Source organism: Planosporangium thailandense, assembly GCF_011947195.1.
Lineage (GTDB): Bacteria > Actinomycetota > Actinomycetes > Mycobacteriales > Micromonosporaceae > Planosporangium > Planosporangium thailandense.
Map to the genome: position 1 here is coordinate 404,342 of NZ_JAATVY010000002.1, position 23,451 is coordinate 427,792.

Annotated in this window: 22 protein-coding genes; 6 read left to right on the forward strand and 16 right to left on the reverse strand. The window is 71.4% G+C overall.

Translation table 11 applies throughout. From position 1 onward, the window contains the following. The first annotated feature begins 11 nt into the window (after positions 1 to 11). Complete coding sequence (locus HC031_RS04670; protein WP_167923883.1) at positions 12 to 1,517, forward strand: CYTH and CHAD domain-containing protein; 1,506 nt, start codon at positions 12 to 14, stop codon at positions 1,515 to 1,517. A gap of 2 nt (positions 1,518 to 1,519) precedes the next feature. On the opposite strand, the gene HC031_RS04675 is transcribed toward HC031_RS04670, so the two are convergent. The 5 genes from HC031_RS04675 to HC031_RS04700 form a co-directional block, all read right to left on the reverse strand. Beyond that, on the reverse strand, positions 1,520 to 3,478 hold the full coding sequence (locus tag HC031_RS04675) for a vWA domain-containing protein (protein ID WP_167923884.1): 1,959 nt from the start codon (positions 3,476 to 3,478) through the stop codon (positions 1,520 to 1,522). Between the two features lie 4 nt (positions 3,479 to 3,482). Continuing rightward, the gene (locus HC031_RS04680; protein WP_167923885.1) at positions 3,483 to 4,898 is read right to left on the reverse strand and encodes a magnesium chelatase ATPase subunit I; all 1,416 of its coding nucleotides are present in this window, start codon (positions 4,896 to 4,898) and stop codon (positions 3,483 to 3,485) included. Positions 4,899 to 5,098: 200 nt separating this feature from the next. After that, the gene (locus HC031_RS04690) at positions 5,099 to 5,911 is read right to left on the reverse strand and encodes a PP2C family protein-serine/threonine phosphatase (RefSeq protein WP_167923886.1); all 813 of its coding nucleotides are present in this window, start codon (positions 5,909 to 5,911) and stop codon (positions 5,099 to 5,101) included. A 218-nt stretch (positions 5,912 to 6,129) separates the two neighbouring features. Further along, positions 6,130 to 7,062: a diacylglycerol/lipid kinase family protein gene (locus HC031_RS04695; protein ID WP_338090480.1), complete on the reverse strand. Its 933-nt coding sequence runs from the start codon at positions 7,060 to 7,062 to the stop codon at positions 6,130 to 6,132. Then, positions 7,059 to 7,898, reverse strand: a complete 840-nt coding sequence (locus HC031_RS04700; protein WP_167923887.1) for a DUF1206 domain-containing protein — start codon at positions 7,896 to 7,898, stop codon at positions 7,059 to 7,061. The genes HC031_RS04695 and HC031_RS04700 overlap by 4 nt, the downstream gene beginning before the upstream one ends. 89 nt (positions 7,899 to 7,987) lie before the next feature. On the opposite strand from HC031_RS04700, the gene HC031_RS04705 reads away from it, so the two are divergent. Next, positions 7,988 to 9,451: a phosphatase PAP2 family protein gene (locus HC031_RS04705; RefSeq protein WP_167923888.1), complete on the forward strand. Its 1,464-nt coding sequence runs from the start codon at positions 7,988 to 7,990 to the stop codon at positions 9,449 to 9,451. Here the strand turns inward: HC031_RS04705 and ctaD are convergent. From ctaD to HC031_RS04720, 3 genes are all read right to left on the reverse strand, one after another. Continuing rightward, positions 9,448 to 11,298 carry an aa3-type cytochrome oxidase subunit I gene (ctaD, locus tag HC031_RS04710; RefSeq protein ID WP_167923889.1) on the reverse strand — a complete coding sequence of 617 codons (1,851 nt, stop codon included), beginning with the start codon at positions 11,296 to 11,298 and terminating at the stop codon, positions 9,448 to 9,450. The two genes, HC031_RS04705 and ctaD, sit on opposite strands and share 4 nt — an antisense overlap. Before the next feature lie 168 nt (positions 11,299 to 11,466). Further along, a complete protein-coding gene (locus HC031_RS04715) occupies positions 11,467 to 11,862 on the reverse strand; it encodes a PPOX class F420-dependent oxidoreductase (RefSeq protein WP_167923890.1) in 396 nt (131 codons plus the stop codon). A gap of 36 nt (positions 11,863 to 11,898) precedes the next feature. Then, complete coding sequence (locus tag HC031_RS04720; protein WP_240942091.1) at positions 11,899 to 12,675, reverse strand: aldo/keto reductase; 777 nt, start codon at positions 12,673 to 12,675, stop codon at positions 11,899 to 11,901. Positions 12,676 to 12,789: 114 nt separating this feature from the next. On the opposite strand from HC031_RS04720, the gene HC031_RS04725 reads away from it, so the two are divergent. Beyond that, positions 12,790 to 13,047 carry a hypothetical protein gene (locus HC031_RS04725; RefSeq protein ID WP_167923891.1) on the forward strand — a complete coding sequence of 86 codons (258 nt, stop codon included), beginning with the start codon at positions 12,790 to 12,792 and terminating at the stop codon, positions 13,045 to 13,047. Between the two features lie 95 nt (positions 13,048 to 13,142). On the opposite strand, the gene HC031_RS04730 is transcribed toward HC031_RS04725, so the two are convergent. The 8 genes from HC031_RS04730 to HC031_RS04765 all read right to left on the reverse strand — a co-directional run bounded on the left by HC031_RS04730 (position 13,143) and on the right by HC031_RS04765 (position 21,511). Then, positions 13,143 to 13,325 carry an antitoxin gene (locus HC031_RS04730; protein ID WP_167923892.1) on the reverse strand — a complete coding sequence of 61 codons (183 nt, stop codon included), beginning with the start codon at positions 13,323 to 13,325 and terminating at the stop codon, positions 13,143 to 13,145. 37 nt (positions 13,326 to 13,362) lie between these two features. Then, a complete protein-coding gene (gene hrpA / locus HC031_RS04735; RefSeq protein WP_167923893.1) occupies positions 13,363 to 17,250 on the reverse strand; it encodes an ATP-dependent RNA helicase HrpA in 3,888 nt (1,295 codons plus the stop codon). 172 nt (positions 17,251 to 17,422) lie between these two features. Next, positions 17,423 to 17,788: an STAS domain-containing protein gene (locus tag HC031_RS04740; RefSeq protein WP_167923894.1), complete on the reverse strand. Its 366-nt coding sequence runs from the start codon at positions 17,786 to 17,788 to the stop codon at positions 17,423 to 17,425. A 107-nt stretch (positions 17,789 to 17,895) separates the two neighbouring features. After that, positions 17,896 to 18,372 carry a low affinity iron permease family protein gene (locus HC031_RS04745; RefSeq protein WP_167923895.1) on the reverse strand — a complete coding sequence of 159 codons (477 nt, stop codon included), beginning with the start codon at positions 18,370 to 18,372 and terminating at the stop codon, positions 17,896 to 17,898. 58 nt (positions 18,373 to 18,430) lie between these two features. Next, positions 18,431 to 19,492 (reverse strand): ATP-binding cassette domain-containing protein, encoded by a 1,062-nt coding sequence (locus HC031_RS04750; RefSeq protein WP_167923896.1) that lies wholly within the window; start codon positions 19,490 to 19,492, stop codon positions 18,431 to 18,433. Then, positions 19,489 to 20,337 (reverse strand): ABC transporter permease, encoded by an 849-nt coding sequence (locus HC031_RS04755; RefSeq protein ID WP_167923897.1) that lies wholly within the window; start codon positions 20,335 to 20,337, stop codon positions 19,489 to 19,491. Before HC031_RS04755 ends, HC031_RS04750 begins: the two co-directional genes overlap by 4 nt. Before the next feature lie 20 nt (positions 20,338 to 20,357). Then, the gene (gene modA / locus HC031_RS04760) at positions 20,358 to 21,134 is read right to left on the reverse strand and encodes a molybdate ABC transporter substrate-binding protein (protein WP_167923898.1); all 777 of its coding nucleotides are present in this window, start codon (positions 21,132 to 21,134) and stop codon (positions 20,358 to 20,360) included. Beyond that, positions 21,131 to 21,511: a TOBE domain-containing protein gene (locus HC031_RS04765; RefSeq protein ID WP_167923899.1), complete on the reverse strand. Its 381-nt coding sequence runs from the start codon at positions 21,509 to 21,511 to the stop codon at positions 21,131 to 21,133. Before HC031_RS04765 ends, modA begins: the two co-directional genes overlap by 4 nt. A 352-nt stretch (positions 21,512 to 21,863) precedes the next feature. Between HC031_RS04765 and HC031_RS04770 the strand changes: the two genes are divergently transcribed. The 3 genes from HC031_RS04770 to HC031_RS04780 all read left to right on the forward strand — a co-directional run bounded on the left by HC031_RS04770 (position 21,864) and on the right by HC031_RS04780 (position 23,433). Continuing rightward, positions 21,864 to 22,136: a helix-turn-helix domain-containing protein gene (locus HC031_RS04770; RefSeq protein WP_167923900.1), complete on the forward strand. Its 273-nt coding sequence runs from the start codon at positions 21,864 to 21,866 to the stop codon at positions 22,134 to 22,136. After that, a complete protein-coding gene (locus tag HC031_RS04775; protein ID WP_167923901.1) occupies positions 22,133 to 22,669 on the forward strand; it encodes a HipA N-terminal domain-containing protein in 537 nt (178 codons plus the stop codon). The genes HC031_RS04770 and HC031_RS04775 overlap by 4 nt, the downstream gene beginning before the upstream one ends. 62 nt (positions 22,670 to 22,731) lie before the next feature. Next, entirely contained in the window at positions 22,732 to 23,433 is a 702-nt protein-coding gene (locus tag HC031_RS04780) for a DUF427 domain-containing protein (protein WP_167923902.1), read from the forward strand. Positions 23,434 to 23,451 lie beyond the last annotated feature (18 nt).

Below are 23,451 nucleotides of genomic sequence, written 5' to 3' on the forward strand. Positions count from 1 at the left end.
ACGCTCAGCGCATGTCGGCCAAGACCGAGGTCGAGAGCACGTACGAGGTGCCGGTCGACTTCGCCGTGCCCGACCTGACCGGGGTGTCCGGCGTCGCGGCTGTCGACGAACCGGTGACGCATCGCCTGGACGCCACGTACTACGACACCCCGGGGCTACGACTCGCGGCCCGTCGGGTCCACCTGCGCCGGCGCAGCGGCGGGCATGACGCCGGCTGGCATCTCAAGCGGCCGGCCGGCAACGGTGACCGGACCGAGGCGCACGCACCGCTGGGCGGCCGGAACCGGCGGGTGCCGGCGGAGCTCGCCGCCGAGATCCGGGCGCTCAGCCGCGGCGAGCCGCTCGCGCCGGTGGCGCGGGTACGCACCCGCCGGGTCGAACGGGCCCTGCGCGCCGCCGACGGCACCGTGCTCGCTCTCGTCGCCGACGACGTCGTGTCGAGTACGACCTCGGGCGGCGCCAAGGCCGAGCCGCAGCGCTGGCGCGAGCTGGAGGTCGAGCTCGTCGACGGCGACCGGCAGCTGCTCGACGCGGTCGATGTGGCGCTGCGCGCGGCCGGTGCCCGGCCCGCCCGGATCGCTTCGAAGCTCGCCCGCGCTCTCGGCGACAGGTACCCGGCCGACGAGCCGCCGGGCACCTTCGACCCGCCGGGGCGGCTGCTCAACGCGTACCTGCGACAGCAGCGCGACGCGATCGGAGACAACGACCCGGGGGTACGCCGGGGCGACCCGGAGGCGGTGCACGCCATGCGGGTCGCGACCCGGCGGCTGCGCAGCACCCTACGCACCTTCCGGCCCGTGCTCGACGCCGACCGCACTCGGCCGCTGAGCGAGGAGGCGCGGTGGGTGGCCCAGGCGCTCGGCGAGGTCCGGGACGCCGACGTGATGGCGGGGCGGCTGGCGGCGGCGGTGGCCGCCGAACCGGCCGAGATCGTCGTCGGGCCGGTCGCGGCGGGCATCCGCGAGCGCCTCGGCGCGCGGCACGCGCAGGCGCGGGTACGGCTGATCGAAGCGCTCGACAGCCCCCGGTACGCCGCCTTCCTCGACGCTCTCGACGACCTCGTCCGTACCGAGCCGTCGGGCCCGGTCACCGCCACCCGGTTGCGGCGGTTGGCGAACCGGGCTGTGCTGGACGCGGACCGGTATCTCGACGACGCCCTCGGCCTCGCGCCGGGGACCGGTCCCCGCGACGCCTGCCTGCACGAGGCCCGTAAGGCGTACAAGCGGGCGCGGTACGCGGTCGAGGCGATCGCGCCGCTGGCCGGCAAGCCGGCGCGCCGCCTGACCGGACGCCTCACCGCCCTCCAGGACCTGTTGGGGGCGCACCAGGACGCGATCGTCACCGGCGAGCTGCTGCGCGACCTCGGCGCGCAGGCTCATCTCGCCAGCGAGAGCGCCTTCACGTACGGCCTGCTGCACGCCCGCCAGCACGAGGCCGACGAGCGCCGGCTGGAGCGCATCCCCCGGGCGCGCCGGCGGGCCCGGCGTCCCAAGGTGCGCCGTTGGTTGGAGCGCTGAGGTCAGCGGCCCCGGCGGCCCCGGCGCGCCCGCATGTAGTCGTCCACCACGTACCGGCCCAGCTCTTCGGCCTCCGGGGTGAACACGCGGCCGCCGTTGCGGCGGGCCACCGCGTCGACGAACCGGCGCAGGCCGGGGTCCTCACCGAGCATGAACATGTTGAGCGTGGCGCCGTACCGGGTCAGGTTGTCCACTTCGGACACCGTCGCGTACACGGTCTCCCGCATCGGCGGCCAGGAGAACACCGCTTCGCCGTCGTCGAGCAGGTGGGCGGTCGGCTCGCCGTCGGTCACGACGAGGACGACCGGCTCCGACTCGGAGTGGCGGCGCAGGTGCCGGCCGGCCAGCCGCAGCGCGTGCTGCAGGTTGGTGCCCTGCACCAGGTCCGGCTCGATGCCGGCCAGCTCCGCCTGCGACAGGCTCATCGCGTACCGGCCGAAGCCGATGATCTGGAGGGCGTCCTGCGGGAAGCGGGTGGCCACGAGGTGCGACAGCGCGAGCGCGGTCTGCTTCATCGGCCCCCACCGCCCCTCGGAGATCATCGAGAACGACAGGTCGACGCAGAGCGCCACCGCGGCGGATGCCCGCCGCTCGGTCTCGACGACCTCGAAGTCCTCCACGGCGAGGGCGACCGGGGTCGCCGGGCCGCCGCGCCGGACCGCGTTGGCCACCGTACGGACCACGTCGATGGGCTGCTCGTCGCCGTACTCCCAGCGCCGGGACGCGCCGGTGAGCTCACCGGCCGCGCCGGCCGAGCGCAGGTCGTGCTGACCGCGCCGGCCACCGTCGAGCTGGGAGAAGACCGTTCGCAGCGCGGAGCCGCCCAACCGGCGCAGCGCCTTCGGGCTGAGCGTGAGCCCGTCGGCCCCGCGCGTGACCCAGCCCTGCCGGCGCAGCTCGCGCTCCAGCTCCTGCAGCCGCCGCACGTCGTCGGCCGCACCGCGACCCAGCGTCCGCTCGACCGCCTCCACATCGACGTCGTCGAGGGTCGCGCCGGGGTGCTCCTGGCCGAGCTGGTCGAGCAGGTCGTCGAGGTCGGCGATGTCTTCGAGCGCGCCCGCGGCCTCGCCGTACCCCAGCTCCTGCTGGCCGCGGACCTGCTCGCGCCGGCCCCACGCCAGGTCGGGGCGTAGCGCGCGCAGGTTGTCGGTGAGCGCGGCGAGCTGGCCGGCCAGCTCGCCGTCGCCGAGCGCGCTCGCCATCAGCTGACCCAGCTCCTCGCGCTGCTGCGCCGACAGCGACCGCATCAGCCGCTCGCCGGCCGCCGCCCGCCGCGCCAGGGCGTCGACCAGTTCGTCTACCGACTCGGGGTTTTCCGGGAAGAACTCGCCGTGCTCGGCCATGAACTCGTTGAACGCGTCGGCGGTGTCCTCGCCGCGGGCGTGCCGGGCCAGCAGGTCGTTGAGGTCGGACATCATCGCCTTGAGCCGCTGGTTGGCCTGCGGGTCCGACATCCCCCGCAGCGCCTCGCGCATCCCGGCGAACCGCTGCTCGAGCACGTCACGGCGCAGCCCGTCCAGGATCTGCTGGTACGTGCGCCGGGCCTCGTCGCTGGCCCAGTCGTACTCCGACAGCTCCTCGACCGCCCGCGCGGTGGACCGGGGCAGGTTGTCGAGCGTCGCCTCCGCGAACCTGGCCTCGTCGTCGTCGCGGCGACCCAACTCCTCCCGCTCGGCGGCGAGCGCCTGGTCGAGCAGCGCCTGCGCCCGGGTCACCGCGCCGTCGAGGTTGCCGCGCCGCAGCGCCTCGCGCCGCAGCCGGCGCGCCCGTGCGGCCAGGTCGTCGAGGCCCCGGCCGCCCTGCGGACCCCGGCGCAGCAGGTTGCGCAGCGCCTCCCGCAGGCTGCCACCGGCGAGCACCTCGTTGCCGACCTCGTCGACGGCGGCCCGCACGTCGTAGGGCGGCGCGAGCGGGTCGGGGCCGCCGCGCCAGGCGCCGTACCGGTACCGGTTGGATGCCATCGTTCTATACCCCGTACACGGTCCGGCCGTCGTCGTTGAGGTCCTTGGACAGCCGACGGGTCAGGTGCAGCCCTTCCAGGACGAACTCGACGCCGGCCGCGGCCTCGCCCCGGCTGGGCGCGTCGCCGAGGCCGAGCCGGTCGAGCACCTTCGCCAGGCCCGGGACCGTGCCGACCTGGCGCAGCAGCTCATCGGCGCGGACCAGGTCCCCAGTCTCGATCACGCCGCCGTCGGCGACCAGGTTGGTGAAGCCCGACAGGTCCAGCCCGGCGAGCCGGGCGTGGAACGTCTCGGCGACCGAGGTGCGCAGCAGGTGGGCGAGGATCTCGATCTCCCGGCCCTCCTCGCCGCTTTCGAATTCGACCTTGCCGCGCAGCGTGCTGGTCACCGACACGGTGTCGCCGACCCGGGCCACCGGCTGGTCTTCGCCGAGCAGCCCACCCCGGCGCAGCGCCGACGCAGCGACGGTCTCGGCGGCGGCGATCGCGAACCGGGCCGACACGCCCGACCGGGCGTCCACCGACGGCGACTCGCGGACCGCTCGGGTGAACCGCGCGACGATCTCCAGCACGTGGTCGGGCACCTCGGCGACGAGCTGAGCCTCCTGCCGGATCAGGTCGAGCTCCAGGTCGAGGTCGAGCGGGTAGTGCGTGCGGATCTCGGCGCCGAACCGGTCCTTGAGCGGCGTGATGATCCGTCCGCGGTTGGTGTAGTCCTCGGGGTTGGCGCTGGCCACGAGCAGGAGGTCCAGCGGCAGGCGCAGCTGGTACCCCCGGATCTGGATGTCGCGCTCCTCCAGCACGTTGAGCAGCGACACCTGGATGCGCTCGGCCAGGTCGGGCAGCTCATTGACGGCGAAGATGCCCCGATTGGTACGCGGCACGAGGCCGAAGTGGATCGTCTCCGGGTCGCCGAGGGTGCGGCCCTGGGCCACCCGGATGGGGTCGACGTCACCGATCAGGTCGCCGACGCTGGTGTCGGGCGTGGCGAGCTTCTCGCCGTAGCGCATCGACCGGTGCAGCCAGCGGATCGGCAGGTCGTCGCCGGCCTCGGCGGCCTGGCGGGTCGAAGCCGGGGTGATCGGATGGAACGGGTGCTCGTTGAGCTCCGAGCCGGCGATCACCGGCGTCCACTCGTCGAGGAGGGCGACCAGGGAGCGCATGACCCGGGTCTTGCCCTGGCCGCGCTCGCCGAGCAGGACGACGTCGTGGCCGGCGAGCAGGGCCCGCTCGAGCTCGGGCAGCACGGTGTCGGAGTACCCGACGACGCCGGGAAATCGCGGGACGCCGTCGCGCATCCGGGCGATCAGGTTTTCGCGCAGCTCCTGCTTGACAGTGCGGTACCGGTGGCCGCTCGCGCGCAGTTCGCCGAGTGTGCGGGGCAGGTCGGAGGGAGGGGTGGGCACAACCGTTTCTGTCACGCATCGACGCTAACTCGCGACTGTGACAACCGCTCACCCGCGCCACCCGGAGGTGGGCGACGGAGGCGCCCGAGCGCGTGATCGACTGTCGCGAGGTGCGGGGTCCCCGGCCCGCTGGTGGGATCCGGTGGTCGGAGCTCACCGAGGAGAAGATCGCCGCTATTCCACTGCTGGCCGCGCTGCGCGACCGCCCTTGACCGTCACGCGGGGCCGTCCATCGCCGGTTCGCGCTCGGTCGCCGCGCCCAGAACCTGCGCCTGCTGGAGGCCGCCGTCGGCGTCGACCACGTCGCCGATGACGACGGTGACGTTGTCGGTCGCGCCGTGGTGCAGCGCCAGGGCCACCAGCTGGTCGGCGCAGCTCTGCGGATCCGGGTACGACTCGAGGGCCGCGGCGATCTCCTCGGCGGACACGGCTTCGGACAGCCCGTCACTGCACAGCAGGTACCGGTCTCCGACGACAGCGGGGCGCACCGAGTACCGGGCTTCGACCTGCCGGCCCTGCAGCGCACGGGTCACGACCGACCGGTGCGGGTGTGCGGCGGCCTCGTCCGGGCCGATGGCACCCTCGTCGAGCAGCATCTGCACGTACGTGTCGTCCTTGGTGACCTGCTGGAACTCGCCGTCGCGCAGGCGGTAGGCGCGGGAGTCGCCGACGTGCACCATGCTGATCTTCCCGCCGGCCAGCAGCACGGCGGTCAGCGTGGTGCCCATGCCCTCCAGTGCCGGATTGGCAGCGACTTCGTCGCGGATCCGCCGGTTGGCGTCCTCGGCCACGGCCTGGAGGCTGTCGAGCAGCGTGTCGGTCGGGTCGTCGACGGCCCGTGCCGCCGCGAGCTGGTCCAGCGGCGCCACCGCGAGGATGGTGAGGCGGCTGGCCAGGTCGCCGGCGGCCATTCCACCCATCCCGTCGGCGATGACGAGCAGGCGGGGGCCCGCGTAGGCCGAATCCTGGTTGGCCGAGCGCACGGCGCCGCGGTCGCTGCGCGCGCCGAAACGCAGGATGACACTCACCACGACCTCCTGGATCGGTGGACTCCGCTAACTATGGTCACCAGCTTGCCCCTAACGGCCTTGCCTGTCGCACTATTGCGCATGGTGCCGCGACTGACCCCGCGGCACGACCACCATTCCCTTTCCGATCATGAAAAAACGCGCACAGATCAGATGCATTGCTCCAAGATCGGTGAAAGCGCAGTCTCGCGCAAGGGGAGAAGTGGGACGAAGCTTGGTCAGTCGACGCCGCCTTCCGGTGGGTCCTCGGGTACGCACAGGCTGAGCGCCTGCGGACGGACCGTGACGACCAGCGAACGGTCCGGCTCGATCACGTCCCCGTCGAGCTGGCGCGGCCGCCTGCGGTCACTGATGATCTCGACCCGTCGCGCCCGGAACGTCTCCATCCGCCTGACCTTCCGGCGGCGGCCGAGCACCCCCCACGCCAGCGCCAGCCAGTGCCGGAGGTTGTGCGGGGTCAGCACGGCCACGTCGAGGCAGCCGTCGTCGGGTTCGGCGTCCGGCAGCAGCGGCACCCCGCCCTGCAGTCGGCCCACATTGCCGACCAGGACGGTACGGGCCCGCCGGCGCATCCGCGGGGACGAGTCGAGCCGGATCGTCACCCGCATCGGCCGGTCGCGCAGCCGGCCCAGCGCCGCCCACACGTACGCCAGCCAGCCGATGCGCTTCTTCAGCGGCTCCGGGGTGGCGGCGAGCATCTCGGCGTCGAAGCCCATGCCGGCCATGACGGTGAAGCAGCGGTCGCCGACGACGCCCACGTCGATGCGGCGGCGCCGTCCGCTCGTGGCCACCGCGACCCCCGCCTTCACGTCCGATGACAGGCCGAGGTTGGCGGCGAGCAGGTTTCCCGTACCCGAGGGCAGGACCGCGAGCGCCACGTCCGTGCCGGCCAGCTCGCTCGCGCAGGCCATCACCGTGCCGTCGCCGCCGCACGCGAACACGACCGACACGCCGGCCTCGACGGCCCGGCGGGTCTGCCCGCACCCGGGATCGTCCGGGGTCGTCTCCAGCCACAGCGGCTCCGGCCAGCCGGCCTCGGCGAGGGCGGCGCAGATATCGTGGCGGCGGCCGTCGAGGTCGGCCACCTTCGACGGGTTGATCACGACCGCCGACCGGGTGGCGGTACGGACCTGCTCCGCGGCGACCGTCACGGTCCGACCTTCCGGTATCGGGCCTGGAAGAAGCAGTACACGCCGAACGCGGCGAGCCCGAGGGCGATCGCGATCAGCAGCAGCGGCCCGTACGGCTGTCTGACCAGCAGCCGTAGCGCCGCGTCGAGGCCGCGCGACTTCGCCGGATTGTGGCTCGTCGCGGCCTCCACCAGCAGGACGCCGACGATCCCGAACGCGATCCCCTTGGCGACGTACCCGACCTGACCCAGCCGGACGGCCATGTGTCTGGCCCGGCGGCTCATGTGCGCGATCGTCAGCCGCTTCTCGAACTTCTTGCGCGCGCCGTACACGACCAGGCCGATACCGACCGCCACCACCACGACCCCGCCGACGCCCACCAGCCACCGGCCGGCCGGGGCGGCCATGACGCCGGCGGTCGCGTGCTGCGTCTGTTCGGCGTTCGAGGTCGGCCGGCCGTCTACCACCCGGTACGCGGTCCAGGCGAGCGCGGCGTAGAACACCGTCCGCCAGGCCGAGGCCACCCGCTCGGCGACCCGGGAGAAGCCGTGCTCGTCGCGGTGCCCGATGAACACCAGCAGAAGCTGCCACACGGCCATCGCCGCGAGGCCGATGACCGTCACCATCAGCGCGAACAGGCCGAAGGGCCGCCCGGCGAGGTACCGGAAGGCCCCGGCCTGGTCGCCTTCGCCCGTGGGGTGGCCGAGGGCGATCTGGACGGCGATCCAGGCGACCGCGAGGTGCAGCAGCCCGTACCCGATGAACCCGATCCGGGTCAGGGTTTCGAGCGTGCTGCTGCGCGCGGCCCGGCGCGCCGTGCGTCGGGCGGCTCGTCGTGCGGTGTGCGCGACAGTCATGGACCCGGTATCCCCACTGCGGTGGTCGATTTAAACCTGTGCATGTCGGGTACCACGGCCCAGACGATGCACCCGTTTCGGAGGTAGCGGTGACCACAGTCGCGTCAGCCCGCAGCCGGACATCCGGCCGCAACCTCAGCCGCGTCGCCCTCGCCGGTGGCGCGGCGCTGGTCTTCGCCGTGCTCGTGCTGCTGGTACGGATGCGGTGGCTGCCGCTCGACTCGGTGGACCAGGGCCTCGCCAACGCGCTCAACGACGCGGTGGCGGGGCGCCGGCCGCTGGTGCGCGCGCTGCGGTTCGTCACCAATCTGGGCAGCCACGCCGTCCTCGGGTGGCTGGTGGCGATCGCCAGCGTGCTGCTCGTGGTGCGCCGCCGGTACCCGCTCGCGGCGTACCTGATCGTCACCGGCGCCGGCGCGCTGATCCTCGACCCGGTGCTCAAGCGCGCGGTGGGCCGGCTGCGCCCGGTGGTGGAGCACCCGGTGGCGCACGGTGGCGGCGACAGCTTCCCGAGCGGGCACGCCCTGGGATCGATCATCGTGTACGGAGCGCTGCTGCTGGTCTTCTCGTCGGCCATGTCGACGCGTGGCCGCCGCGTGGCGGCAGGCGTCGTCGCGGCGCTCGTCGCCCTCATCGGGTTCAGCAGGCTGGCGCTCGGGGTGCACTTCCTGTCCGATGTGATCGGTGCGTGGTGCCTGGGCGTGGTGTGGCTGGGGGTCACGACGTACGCCTTCGAACTGCACCGGCACCGGCTCGGTCGGCGCGCGACCCGGCCGCTCGCCGAAGGGCTGGAGCCCGAGGCCGCGGCCGACCTGAAGCCGGCCGGCCCGGCGGTCGCGGCGGAGGTCGTCCGCACCCGGGTGGCGATTGCCGGCAGCGCCGTGGCGTGGGTGCTCGTGTTCGGTGTGCTGTGCGCGATCGGGATCCCGCTGGCCCGCTACCACCACGGCAACGGCGACGTCCTGGGTGATCGGACCATCCCGCACTGGCTGGCGGCCCACCGCACGCCGGCCCTCAACCACCTGAGCTACCTGGGCAGCCAGGCCGGCAACACGCACATGATCCTCGCCGTCGGGCTGGTCGCCGGTGCCGTGGCGCTCGCCGCGATCCGGCAGTGGCGGCCGGTGATCTTCCTGCTGGCTACGATGTTCGGCGAGCTGAGCCTGTTCCTGACGGCGGCCGCGTTCGTCGGCCGGGCCCGGCCGGACGTGCCCCACCTCGACGGGCGGCTGCCCACGTCGAGCTTCCCGTCGGGCCACGTCGCCGCGACGATCCTGCTGTACGCCGCCATCGCGGTGCTCGCCGTACCAAGGATCCGGGCCTGGTGGCGGTGGCTGTTCGTGGTGGCGGCCGGGCTGATGCCGCTGTGGGTGGCCGCCGCCCGGATGTACCGGGGCATGCACCACCCCACCGACGTGCTCGGCAGCCTCATCCTCGCCGCCGGCTGGCTGGCCACGATGGTCTACTTCGTCCGGCCCAACTGCGACCTCGACGGCGACGGGGCCTGCCCGCCGGCCGACGGGCCCGCGAAGGTCGCCGCCCGGGTCGGCTAATCCGAACCGATCTCCTGGGGGCGCCTAGCCTCCCGCAGATGGATGTCGCGGCCGTAGTCGGCGACGAGCTGACCGTACTTCACGTCGAAGGCGGGCCGCTCGGACCTGATCCGCGGGACGTACTCGAAGTTGTGGCGCGGCGGCGGGCAGCTTGTCGCCCACTCCAGCGAGTTGCTGAAGCCCCACGGGTCGTTGACCGTGACCCTCGGGCCGAACTTGAACGACTTGTACATGTTCCACAGGAACGGCAGCGTCGAGGCGCCGAGGATGAACGACCCGATGGTCGAGATGGTGTGCCAGGTGGTGAAGCCGTCGGTGGGCAGGTAGTCGGCGTACCGGCGGGGCATGCCCCGCGCGCCGAGCCAGTGCATCACCAGAAACGTGGTGTGGAAGCCGATCAGGGTCAGCCAGAAGTGAATCTTGCCGAGGCGTTCGTCGTACATCCGGCCGGTCATCTTCGGGAACCAGAAGTAGATGCCCGCATAGACCGCGAACACGATCGTGCCGAACAGCACGTAGTGGAAGTGCGCGACCACGAAGTACGTGTCGGTGACGTGCCAGTCGAGCGGCGGCGAGCCGAGGATCACCCCGCTCAGGCCGCCGAGCAGGAAGGTCACCAGGAACCCGATGGCGAACAGCATCGGTGACTCGAAGGTGAGCTGACCCTTCCACATCGTGCCGATCCAGTTGAAGAACTTGATGCCGGTCGGGATCGCGATCAGGAAGGTCAGGAACGAGAAGAACGGCAGCAGCACCTGGCCGGTGGCGAACATGTGGTGCGCCCACACCGTCATCGAGTACGACGCGATGGCGATCGTCGCGGCGACCATGCCCTTGTAACCGAAGACCGGCTTGCGGCTGAACACCGGGATGACCTCGGTGATGATGCCGAAGAACGGTAGCGCCACGATGTAGACCTCGGGATGGCCGAAGAACCAGAACAGGTGCTGCCACAGCATCGGGCCGTTGTAGCCGGAGTCGTAGACGTGCGAGCCGAACTGCCGGTCGGACAGCAGTACCAGCAGCGCCGAGGCGAGCACCGGGAACGCCAGCAGCACCATGATCGAGGTGATGAGGATGTTCCAGGTGAAGATCGGCATCCGGAACATGGTCATGCCGGGCGCGCGCAGGGTGACGATCGTGGTGATCATATTGACGCCGCCGAGGATCGTACCGACCCCGGACATGACCAGCCCGATGATCCACATGTTCGGGCCCACGCCCGGCGAGTTGTCCACCCGGCTGAGGTTGGTGTAGGCGGTCCAGCCGAAGTCCGGCGCCCCGTTGGGGGTCAGGAAGCTGGCCAGGACGATGAGGCCGCCGAAGACGAACAGCCAGAACGACAGGTTGTTGATCCTGGGGAACGCCACGTCGGGCGCGCCGATCTGCAGCGGCACGATGTAGTTGGCGAACCCGAACACGACCGGGGTCGCGAACAGCAGCAGCATGAGCGTGCCGTGCATCGTGAACAGCTGGTTGTACTGCTCGGTCGACAGGAACTGCAGCCCCGGCCGGGCCAGCTCGGCGCGCATGACCAGCGACATCGCGCCCGCCGCCAGGAAGAACACGTACGACGCGATCAGGTACATGATGCCGATCGTCTTGGCGTCGGTCGTCCGGACCCAGTCGAGGATCACCGAGCCGGTGGGTGCGCGGTGGACCGGGCCGTCGTAGGGCTGTACAGGCTGCGGGCGCAGGATCCGCTCCGGCTCCGCCGGTCTGGACGGCGCCAGCGTCGCCGCGCCGCCCTCACGGATGCCCAGCGGCGGCGCCGGTGGCTCCCGGACCGCCTTGCGCGCCTGCTCCAGCTCGTCCCCCGGGGCCTCCGGCAGCCGCGTGTACCACATGCTGCGGCCCTCGCGCGGCTCGGGGATTCTGACGGGGCGGGCGCCCTGGCGACGCGGATCGAGCGGGCCTACCGGGTCCGTTCGGTCGCGTCGGGGCGCTTCCTGACGCCTGCCGAACATGGGACGCGATCTACCCCGTCACCGGCGGCCAAACCACCTGACGAGGTATTACAGCGGCTGCGTGACCACGCTGTCCGGCGCGAGCCGGCACGCCACGCGTACCGAGTCCGGCGCGTACTCCTCGTACGGACCGTTCAGATACCGCTGCGCCAGCTGGTTGATCAGCTCCTTGCCGCCCTCCTGGGTCAGCGACACCCGACCGCGCGCCTCGAAGTAGCGGTACGGGTCGTTCGGGTCGTACGCGCAGATCGAGATCCGCGGATCCCGCTGCATGTTCTTCATCTTGCGCCGCCCCAGGATCGTGGAGAACACGATCTCGTCGCCGTCGCGCATGGCCCAGATGACGCTCGACTGCGGGCTGCCGTCCGGGTTCAGCGTGCTGAGCACCACAAACGTGTTGCGGTCGAGCAGCTCTCTGGCCAACTCGGGAAGCGCGACAGGCATGGCCGGCTCCCTACCCGACCAGCAGGCCGCTAACCGTTAGCGCGCACCGCCGAGCCGATCGATGCGCCGCACCTCGTCCGGGGTCAGCCGGAAGCCGAACACGTCGAGGTTGGCGACGATCCGCTCCGGCGTCGACGACTTCGGAATCACCACGATGCCGTGCTCGAGATGCCAGCGCAGGACGACCTGGGCGGGCGTCACCCCGTGGTCGGCCGCGATCGACGTGAGTACGGGGTCGCCCAGGTCGGTGTTCTTAAACGGGCTGTACCCCTCGACGGCCACGCCGCGGTCCCGGCTGTCGGCCAGTCGCCGGGCGTCGTGGTAGGACGGGCCCCACGGGATCTGGTTGATCGCCGGCGCCTGCCCGGTTGCCTCGATCAGCTCGTCGATCTGCGCGGTGCTGTAGTTGCTGACGCCGACGGCGCGGGCCAACCCCGCCTGTCGCGCCGCGAGGAACTCCCGCCACGTCTCCGGCCGGGCCTCATCCGTAGGCGGCCAGTGGATCAGCCACAGGTCGACGTGGTCGGTGCCGAGGGCCCGCAGGCTGGCCTGAAGCGTTTCGCGTTCCCGACCGACCCGTCCCGGCGGCAGCTTGGTGGTGATGAACACGTCCTCGCGGCGCAGTCCGCTGTCGCGCAGCGCCCGGCCCACCTCCGCCTCGTTGCCGTACATCGTGGCCGTGTCGATGTGGCGGTACCCGGCTTCCAGGGCGCAGCGGATCGTCTCGTACCCGTGCCGGCCGGTCACCTGCCAGGTACCGAAGCCGACCATGGGCATCTCCACCCCGGCGTCGAGCGTGATCACCTGTGTCATGCCCGGTAGCTTGCCCGGATCCCGGCGCCCCTACGCGCCGATCCTCGGTGACGGCACGCGCTACGCGGGAAGTGCCAACGGTGACGACCGAAGCGCACGGGAGGGGAGCGGAACGTGTTCGGTTTCGAGTCGGAGCCCGGCTGGGAGGAGCATGTCGGCCGGGTGGGGATCGAGGTCATGTGCCGTCGGCTGCAGCCCGTCCTCGATCACCTGCGCGAGGAGTACGCCGGCCACCCGGCAGATGAGATCAAGCCGGTGCTCGCCAGGGAGTGGGAAGCGTGCACCGGTGGGCCGATCGCCGATCCGGACCTGACGCGCTACGCCGCGGTCATCAGCCGGGGTCGGCGGATCGTCCTCGAGCCGCAACCGTGACCGCCATGCGACTGACTGCCATGCGACGCCAGCGGTGCGTCGGGAACGTCATGCGGGCGCCACGACGTCACCGAACGCACCGCTGGCAACGAGAATCACTTGGTGGTGTCGCCTTCGCCGGTGTGGTCCTTCGCGAACTGCACGGCGTTGTCGATCTCGTCGCGGTACTGGTTCTTGGTGCTCTTGCCGATCTGCTCGCGGACCTTGTCCAGCGCGCGGTCGACCTGCTGATCGTGCTCGTCCAACATCTTCTTGACTCGGTCGAAGACGCCGCTCATGGCAGAGTGTTTCCCGTGCCGGGAACCGCCCAAACGGCTACAACTCGTCCATGGCGCGATAAACCCGCTTGTCGGATACCGGGTACGGGGTGCCGAGCGCCTGCGCGAACAGGCTGACCCGCAGCTCCTCGATCATCCAGCGGATCCGCCGCAGACCGGGTGAGTCCGGCACCTCGGTGCGCAGCTGCTCGTACTCCTGCCAGACCTGCTCGACGGTCGCCATGAGCTGCCGGTCGCGTGCCAGGTTGCCACCCACCCGGTCCAGCCGGTATTCGATCGCCTTGAGGTAGCGCGGCAGCTCCCCGAGGGCGTCCCAGCCGGTGCCGGTGACGAATCCCCGGTAGATCAGCCGGGACAGCTGGGCCCGCATGTCGGTCATCGCCGGCACGAGCGTCAGGTTCGCCGTCGCCGACAGCCGCTTGTCGACCTGATACGCGGTCGCCAGGATCGGCTGCACCTCGGTCACGATCGCGAACACGGTGTCAGCCAGGTTGGCGCGCACGAAGTCGCGCAGGCGTTCGAATCCGGCCGCGTCCCAGGCGGGGCCGCCGGCGTCGGCCATCAGCTTGTCGAGCGCGGCGGTGACGCAGTCGTCGAGCAGGTCGGCGGCGCTGTGGTGCGGGTTGCGGCTCAGCGCGAGCTTGGCCTGGTTGGTCAGGCGGGCGTTGACCACCTTGACCGGTGACGGGACGGTCAGTTGCAGCAGCCGCCGGGTGCCCGACCACATCGCCGCGCGCTGCTCGGCCTCGGAGTCCAGGACCCGGATGGCGACATGAGCGCCGCAGTCGACGAAGGCCGGGTAGGCGGTCACCTCGTAGCCGGCCCGGACCTGCCGCACCGTGCGCGGTAGGTCGACGAACTCGCGCAGGCCGGACCGCTCCACCGACTGCGCCGCCGCCGAGATGGTCTCCTGCACCTTCGGCTTGAGCTGCTCGCGCAGCGCCGCGAGGTCCTTGCCCTCGGCCAGGGCCCGACCCTTCTCATCGACCACCCGGAACGTCATCCGCAGGTGGTCGGGCACCTTCGACAGGTCCCAGGCGCTGCGCGGCACGGCCACCCCGCCCAGGTAGTGCAGCTCGCGCTCGAGCGCCTCCAGCAGTGACCCCTGGCCCGGGGAGAGTCGCGCCAAGGCGTCGGCGGCGAAGTCGGGGACCGGCACGAAATTGCGCCGTACCGGCTTGGGCAGCGACCGGATCAGCGCCGTGACCAGCTCATGGCGCAGGCCCGGCACCTGCCACTCGAACGGCTCCGCCGGCACGCGCGCCAGCACCGGCAGCGGGATGTGCGCCGTCACGCCGTCGGCCTCGGTACCCGGCTCGAACTGGTAGGTCAGCCGCAGCCGGAGGTCGCCGACGGCCCAGACGTCGGGGTAGTCGCCCTCGCTGATCCCGCCCGCGCCGGCGTTGATGAGCATCGACTTCTCGAAGTTGAGCAGGTCGGCGTCGGCACGGCGGGCCTTCTTCCACCACGCGTCGAAGTGCCGGGCCGACACGACGTCGGCCGGGATCCGCTTGTCGTAGAACTCGAACAGCGTCTCGTCATCGACCAGGATGTCGCGGCGGCGGGCCCGGTTCTCCAGATCCTCCACTTCGGCCAGCAGTGACCGGTTGTCGTGGAAGAACGCGTGGTGGGTCTGCCAGTCGCCCTCGACGAGGGCGTGCCGGATGAACAGCTCCCGGGCCAGGGCTGCGTCGATCCGGCCGAAGTTCACCTTGCGCTGGGCGACGAGCGGCAGGCCGTACAGGGTCACCTTCTCGTACGCCATGACGGCGCCCTGCTTCTTCTCCCAGTGCGGCTCGCTGTAGCTGCGCTTGACCAGGTGCCCGGCCAGCGCCTCGGCCCACTCCGGCTCGATGCGGGCGTTGACGCGCGCCCACAGCCGCGAGGTCTCCACCAGCTCGGCCGACATCACCCACCGGGGCTGCTTCTTGAACAGCGCCGAGCCGGGGAAGATGGCGAACTTCGCGCCGCGCGCCCCCAGATAGTCCTGTTGCTTCTGCTCTTTCTTCTGGATGTCCTTCATGCCCAGGTGGCTGAGTAGGCCGGCGAGCAGCGACTGGTGGATGGCCGTGCCCTCGGCGGGCGTGTCCGTGTGGACCGTGACGCCGAGGTTCTTCATCACCTGTCGAAGTTGCAGGTAGATGTCCTGCCACTCGCGTACGCGCAGGAAGTTGAGGAACTCCTTCTTGCACATCCGGCGGAACTGGTTGCTCGACAGCTCCTTCTGCTGCTCGCGCAGGTAGTTCCAGAGGTTGAGGTAGGTGAGGAAGTCAGACTCTTTGTCGACGAAGCGGGCGTGTGCCTGCGTCGCCGCCTCCTGCCGGTCGGCCGGGCGCTCGCGGGGGTCCTGGATGGACAGCGCGGCCGTGATGATCATGACCTCGTGTACGCACCCGTTGCCCTCGGCTTCGAGGACCATCCGGCCCAGCCGGGGGTCGACCGGAAGCTGCGCGAGCTTGCGCCCGGTCGGGGTCAGCTTGTCGCCGTCGAGCGCGCCGAGCTCACGCAGCAGGTCGACCCCGTCGCGGATGTTGCGGCGGTCCGGCCCGTCGATGAACGGGAACGCGGCCACGTCACCCAGGCCCAGCGAGGCCATCTGGAGGATGACCGACGCGAGGTTGGTGCGCAGGATCTCGGGGTCGGTGAACTCCGGACGGGCGTTGAAGTCCTCTTCGGAGTAGAGCCGGATGCAGATGCCGTCGCTGGTGCGCCCGCACCGGCCCTTGCGCTGGTTGGCCGACGCCTGGCTGATCGGCTCGATGGGCAGGCGCTGCACCTTGGTGCGGTGGCTGTAGCGGGAGATGCGCGCGGTGCCCGGATCGATGACGTACTTGATGCCCGGCACGGTCAGCGAGGTCTCGGCGACGTTGGTGGCCAGCACGATGCGCCGGCTGGTGTGCGGCGCGAAGACGCGGTGCTGCTCGCCGGACGACAGCCGGGCGTACAGCGGAACGATCTCGGTGTTACGGAGATCCATCTTGTTCAGCGCGTCGGCGGTGTCGCGGATCTCCCGCTCGCCGCTCAGGAAGACCAGGATGTCGCCGGGCCCCCCGGCGACCAGCTCCCGTACGGCGTCGCCGATGGCCTGGATCTGGTCGCGTACCTCGTCGGTGTCCTCCGGGTCATCGCCAGCTTCGATGAGCGGCCGGTAGCGGACCTCGACCGGGAAGGTCCGGCCGGAGACCTCGATGATCGGCGCTTCCCCGAAGTGATGGGAGAACCGTTCCGGGTCGATGGTCGCCGAGGTGATGATGACCTTGAGGTCCGGCCGCTTCGGGAGAAGCTGCTTGAGGTACCCCAGGATGAAGTCGATGTTGAGGCTGCGCTCGTGCGCCTCGTCGATGATCAGTGTGTCGTACTGCCAGAGCATCCGGTCGTGCGACAGCTCGGCGAGCAGGATGCCGTCGGTCATCAGCTTGACCAGGGTGTCGTCGCGAACCTGGTCGGTGAAGCGCATCTTGTAGCCCACCGCACCCGGCGCGCCCAGCTCCTCGGCGATCCGGTCGGCGACGGTACGCGCGGCCAGCCGGCGGGGCTGGGTGTGGCCGATGAGCCCCTTGATCCCCCGCCCGAGCTCCAGGCAGATCTTGGGGAGCTGGGTGGTCTTTCCGGAACCGGTCTCCCCCGCGACGATGACGACCTGGTGGTCGCGGATCGCGGCGAGGATCTCGGCGGACTTCTGGCTGACGGGCAGGGCGTCGGGATAGGTGATCGCCGGTACGCTGTCGCGCCGCTGCGCGATCCGCCGCTGGGCGGTCTCGATGTCCGCCGCGATCTGCGCGGTGACCGCCTCGCGGGCCTGCTCCTTGCGGATACCGCGGACGCCGTCGATACGCCGCCGCAGCCGGCGCTGGTCACGCAGCATCAGATCTGGCAGGAGGGCCGTCAGATCTGTCAGTGGGGAGGGCGCGGCGGTTTCGGGCATACGGCGATCAAGGATAGGCAGGGGGCCACTCTTTCGGCTCGTGGTTTTCGCCACCGCGCGGCGGGTTCCCGGAAAGGTGCCGGCCGGCGGGTGGGGACACTGCGAGGGCGCCCGTACGGGGCCCCTGTTGTGCAACAGGGAAGATCTGCGGCTATTCCTTCGTCGCCGGCGGTCAGCCCGAGGTCGCGTGCCGGTTGCGTGGCGACGCGCCCGGAGCGCCGGCGGGCAGCCCGAAGACCTCGGTGAGGCCGGTGATGTGCAGTTGCCGGTGCACGAACCGGCTGGGGTTGCGGACGACGAAGTCGGCGCCGACGTCGTGGGCGGTGTTGTAGCCCACGACCAGCGCGCCGATGCCGGTCGAGTCCATGAAGGTGACGTTGCGCATGTCGATCACGACCCGGGCCGGCCGCTCCCGCGTGATGGTGTCGACCAGCAGGTTGCGGAACGCGCTGACCGTGGTCACGTCGAGCTCGCCCCGAACGTCGATGATCGCCGCGCCGTCGGCGAGACGCTGCGAGGTCACCAACGCGTCACCCATGGTCACCTCCTCCGGTTTCGGCCGCCCGAACTCGCACTGTACCCCCGCACGGAGGCCGTCAATCGTGACCGGGCGCTCACGCGGGACGGACGGCGGCGACCGGCGCGCTACTCGCCGTTCTGGGCTACCTCCTCGACGCTCTTCCGGACGAGTTCCTGCTCGCGATCGATCTCGTGTTCGGGCGCCTCCTCCAGCCCGGCCAGCCGGGTGAGCAGGTACTCGTGGTCGGAAAGGCCCTGCTCGCGTGCCATGACGGCCAGCACGCTGGCGATCGCGTCGATCTTGGTCTGCAGTGCCCGGCTGTCGCGGTTCTGGCTCGACTGGATGACGAAGACCATCACGAAGGTCACGATCGACGAGACGGTCGAGACCGGCAGTTGGTACGCGGTGCTCGTGTACCCCCCGTGCACGAACAGCCCCCCGATGAGCCAGATCACAACGAGCCCGACCGCCAAGAGGATCATCGGGAACGATCCGGCGGCGGCGGTCGCCTGGGAGATCGTCCGTGTGATCCGGGTACCGCGATCCTGCGGTGTGCCGCGCCCGTACCGGGGATCGTCGCGGGGGTCGTTCTTGCCGCCCATCAGGGGCACCTCCCGGAGTCTTCGCGGGTTTTGCGCCCCATACCCGGCGTGTCGGAGGTCAACCGGCAGCCGGGTACGCCCGGGTCTCGGCCGCCTTCACCGCCGCCCACAGCTGCCGGCCGACGGTGAGGTCCAGCTCGGTGGCGGCCGCCGGGGTGACATCGGCGGCGGTGTCAGCAGGGCCGGTGAGATGGACCCGGATGTGGTCACCGTGGCGCTCCACCCCGTCGACCGTGGCCGGCCAGGTGTTGCGCGGACTGCCCGCCGGCCGCTGCGGGTACAGCGCCACCGCGGCCGGCGGAAACGCGACGAACACCTCGCCGTCGACCACGTCCGCGGTGGTCAGCGTGAGGCCACCGGCCAGGGTCACGGTGTGCCCGGAGCCCCGCCCCCGGTACAGGTTCAGGCCCACCAGCCGGGCGACGTAGTCCGTACGCGGCTGGCGGGTGACCGTCGCCGCGTCGCCGGCCTGCACGACCCGGCCCTGCTCAATGATCACGATGCGGTCGGCCAGGATCATCGCGTCGACCGGGTCGTGGGTGACCAGGATCGTGACCCCCGGGTGGTCGGCCAGGTGGCGGCGCAGGTGGGCGCGGGTGTCCAGGCGGGTACGCGCGTCGAGCGCGGCGAGCGGCTCGTCGAGCAGGAGCAGGGCCGGCGCAGCCGCGAGCGCGCGGGCCAGGGCGACCCGCTGGGCCTGCCCGCCGGACAGGTGCCGGGGCTTGGCGCGGGCCTGCGCGGTCAGGCCCATCCGATCCAGCCAGCCGGCGGCGACCCGGCGCGCCTCGGCCCGGCCCAGCCCGCGGCAGCGCGGACCGAACGCGACGTTGTCGAGCGCGCTGAGGTGCGGGAAGAGCAGGTAGTCCTGGAACACGACGCCGACGGGCCGGGCGTGCGCGGGTACGCCGGACAGCGCCGCACCGCCGAGGTTCAGGTGCCCGGCGTCCAGCGGGTGCAGCCCCGCGAGTACCCGCAGCGCCGTGCTCTTGCCGGCGCCGTTGGGGCCCAGCAGCGCCACGACCTCGCCGGCCGCCGCGGTGAGCGTCACGTCGAGGTGGAACCCGCCCCGCGAGGCGACCAGGTGGGCGTCGAGCAGTGTGTGCGGGCCGTCCGGTCTCACGGCGTACTGATCCAGCGTTCACGCAGGCCGGCGAGGATCGCGACCGAGACGGCGAGCAGGAGCAGGCTCAGCACGATGGCCGCGGCCGGGTCGGACTCCAGGGCGAGGTAGACGGCCAGCGGCATGGTCTGGGTACGCCCCGGAAAGTTGCCGGCGAAGGTGATCGTCGCGCCGAACTCGCCGAGCGCGCGGGCCCAGCACAGCACCGCGCCGGCCACCAGGCCGGGCGTGACCAGCGGCAGGGTGACCCGCCGGAACGCTGTCCACGGGGTGGCGCCCAGCGTCGCCGCCGCCTCCTCGTAGCGCGCGTCCGCGGCGCGCAGCGCACCCTCCACGCTGATCACCAGAAACGGCATGGCCACGAAGGTCTCCGCGAGCACCACCGCCGTCGTGCTGAACGGGACCGTGACGCCGAAGGTGCTCGCCAGCCACCCGCCGAGCAGCCCCCGCCGGCCGAACACGAGCAGCAGCGCCACCCCGCCGACCACCGGGGGGAGGACCAGCGGCAGCGTCACGAGGGCCCGGACCAGCCGGCGGCCGGGGAAGGTGCGGCGGGCCAGTACCCAGGCCAGCGGTACGCCCAGGACGACGGAGACCGCCGTCGCGGCGGTGGCGGTGACCAGGGACAGCCGCAGCGCGTCGACCACCCCGGGCGCGGCCAGCCGCGCCGGAAGCTGCGACCACGGGGTACGGGCGAGCAGGCCGACCAGCGGCAACACCAGGAACGCCAACCCGGCCGCGGCCGGCAGAGCCAGCGCGAGCGGGACGCGACCCGGGCCGGCGGCCGGCGCGCGGCGGCCGGTGCCGGCGCGGCTCGCGGCGGTCGGCAGATCGCCATCGATCATGATGACTGGAGCGCGGTCGGTCATGGCCGCTGGAACCCGGCTCCGGTCAGCACCGCCTCCGCGGCCGCCGACCGGACGTAATCGGCGAACGCTTCCGCGCCCGTCGGGTTGGGGCTGTTGCGCAGCGCGACCACGAGGTAGTCGTTGACGGCGCTCGCCGACTGCGCGAACTCGACGCCGTCGACCTGGGAAGCGACGGCGCGGGCGTCGGTGCGGTACACCAGGGCCGCGTCGACCTCCCCCAGGCGGACCTTGGTAAGCGCCGCTTTGACGTCCTGTTCCAGGGTGACCGGCGTGAGCGTGACGTGCGCGGCGTCGAGGACGGTCCCGGCGGCGGCCCCGCAGGGCACCGCGGGCGCGCACAGCGCCACCTTCACGCCGGGTGCCGCGAGGTCGGCCAGCCCGGTGATCCGCTTCGGGTTTCCCTTCGGTACGGCGATGACGAGCTGGTTTCGGGTGAAGACGCTCGGCGTTCGCGCGGCGAGGCCGGTATCGGTCACCTGTTTCATGGTCGACGGGCTGGCGGAGGCGAACACGTCCGCGGGCGCGCCGGCGGTGATCTGCTGGGCGAGCGTGGAGCTGCCCCCGAAGGAGAATGTGACGTGTACGCCCGGGTGGGCCCGTTCGAAGTCCTTCCCGATCCGGGTGAAGGATTCGGTGAGTGAGGCGGCGGCCAGTACGGTCACCGATCCCGTCGGTTGGCTCGCGGAGCCGGTCGCGCGGTGTTCTGCGCAGCCCGCGCCGGTCAGGACCAGGGCGACCGCGCCCGCGACGGTGCCTGTCCGGAGGTGTCTCACGGCAGCTCCACGACGACGGTGGTGGATTTGACGACCGCGACCGCGACGCAGCCGACCTCGAGCCCGAGCTGGTCGGCGGCCTCCCGGCTCATCAGCGAGACCACGCGGAACGGGCCGGCCTGGATCTCCACCTGCGCCATCACGGTGTCCCGGGTGACGGCGGTGACGATCCCGCGCAGCCGGTTGCGCGCCGACGACCGGGACCCGGCGGCATCCCGGTCGGATCGCACGTACGCGGCGAGGTCGACCCCGTCGACCACGCGGTGGCCGTGCTCGTCACGGGTGGCGGGCAGCCGGCCACCGTCGATCAGGCGGCGCACCGTGTCGGCGCTGACGCTGAGCAGGTCGGCCGCCTCCCCGATCCGGAACATGGTCACGACCACACCATAGCCTGGCGTCTGCGAACGTGGAACGGATCTTTGCCTCGCGGAACAGAGGAGCAAGTCGGAACACTCCTGGCAAGAGCTGTGGCGTCCCGGAGTGGCCCGTGTGGCGACAGACTGGTGCGTGCGAATTCAAAGCCGCAGCCTTTCGTGTCGTCAGCCTGAGACGGGGCTCGGCGATCCCGGTGTCGACGTATCGGCGTCGGCGATTCGAGCCCACGAATCGCTTGGCGACGTGTGTACGTTCGTGCACAATGTAGGGGTGTGCACGAACGTACACAAACTAGAGAGGTGCACGTTCGTGCACAATGTGCGGGTGTGCAATGCCGTGCGCAAGGGAGGGGCGATGCGGGTCCGGACACCGACGGAACTCGGCGCGCTGGTGCGGGACCGTCGCCGGGACCAGGGGCTCAGTCAGGAGGCTCTCGCCACGCGGGCGAGAGTCAGCCGGCGGTGGCTCGCTGCGCTCGAGGCGGGCAAGCCCAGCGCTGAGGTGGGGCTGGTGCTGAGCACACTTGAGGCACTCAATCAGGAGGTCAGCGTCGACGATCGCGCCGGCACCACGCCAACGGTTGATCTCGATGCTGTCCTCGCTGCCGTCGACGAGGAGGACCGGTGAGCGCCGAGCATCTCGAAGTGCGCTACCACGGGGCTCCCGTCGGCTTCCTCGAACGCGCCGCCGGGCGGATTACATTCACCTACAGCGACACCTGGCGCTCCCGCCGGGACGCGACACCGCTGTCGGTGGGGATGCCGGTGCAGCTCCGCGAACACCCGGCACGTGTGGTCGAGCCGTTTCTGTGGGGACTGCTACCGGACAACGACGCGGTCCTTAGGCGGTGGGGGCGGGAGTTCCAGGTGCCGACATCCCACCCGTTCGGGCTGCTCGCCGCCGTGGGTGAGGATTTGCCCGGAGCGATGCAAATCGTGCGCCCGGAGCGCGTCGCCCAACTCGTCAGTGACGAAGCGAACGTCGAGTGGCTCACCGACGACGATGTGGCCGCGCTGCTGCGCACGGACGCATTCGCCGATGTCTGCCGGGATCCGGCCATCGCTGAGCTGTGCAGCGACCTGCCGGGTCGGCTGGTGGATGCGGTGGCAGCACGTGCCCGCCGATGCGCGCAGCAGTTGCGCACTCGTTTAAGCGGGTGAGTCGCGCTGATCGCCGCCGTCCTCGCCCGGACGCCCGGATAGGTCGCGCGTAGCGTTGCCCTATGGACAAGCAGGGGCGCATCGAGCGCGGCCGCAAGCGGGTACGCGCCTACCTGGCCGGCGAACTCGTCGCCGACACGACCCGACCGCTACTGGTCTGGGAGAAACCCTTTTACCCGCAGTACTACATCCCGGCCGCCGATGTGCGCGCGTCGCTGGTTGCGACCGGCACGGGTGACGGTGAAGTCCTCGACGTCGTGGTCGAACGCGGGAAGGCGGCCGGGGCGGCCCGCCGCTTTCCGGACGCCCCCGACCCGCTGCTGCGCGACGCCGTACGCCTCGACTTCGCCGCCATGGACGAGTGGCTGGAAGAGGACGAGCCGATCTACGTGCACCCGCGCGACCCGTACAGCCGCGTGGACATCCTGGCTAGCAGCCGTCACGTCCGGGTCGAGATCGACGGCGTGACCGTCGCCGACTCCCGCGCACCCCGGATCCTCTTCGAGACCGGCCTGCCGCCGCGTTTCTACCTGCCGCTGCCCGACCTGCGGCTGGACCTGCTGCGGTCGTCGGACACGCAGACCCACTGCCCGTACAAGGGCACCGCCACGTACTGGTCGGTCGAGGTCAACGGCCGCGTCCACCCCGACCTCGTGTGGACCTACCGCACGCCGTTGCCCGAAAGTCAGAAGATCGCCGGCCTGGCCTGCTTCTACAACGAGAAGGTCGACCTGTTCGTCGACGGGGTACGCGAGGCGACGTGACTCCGGTGGACGCCGGCA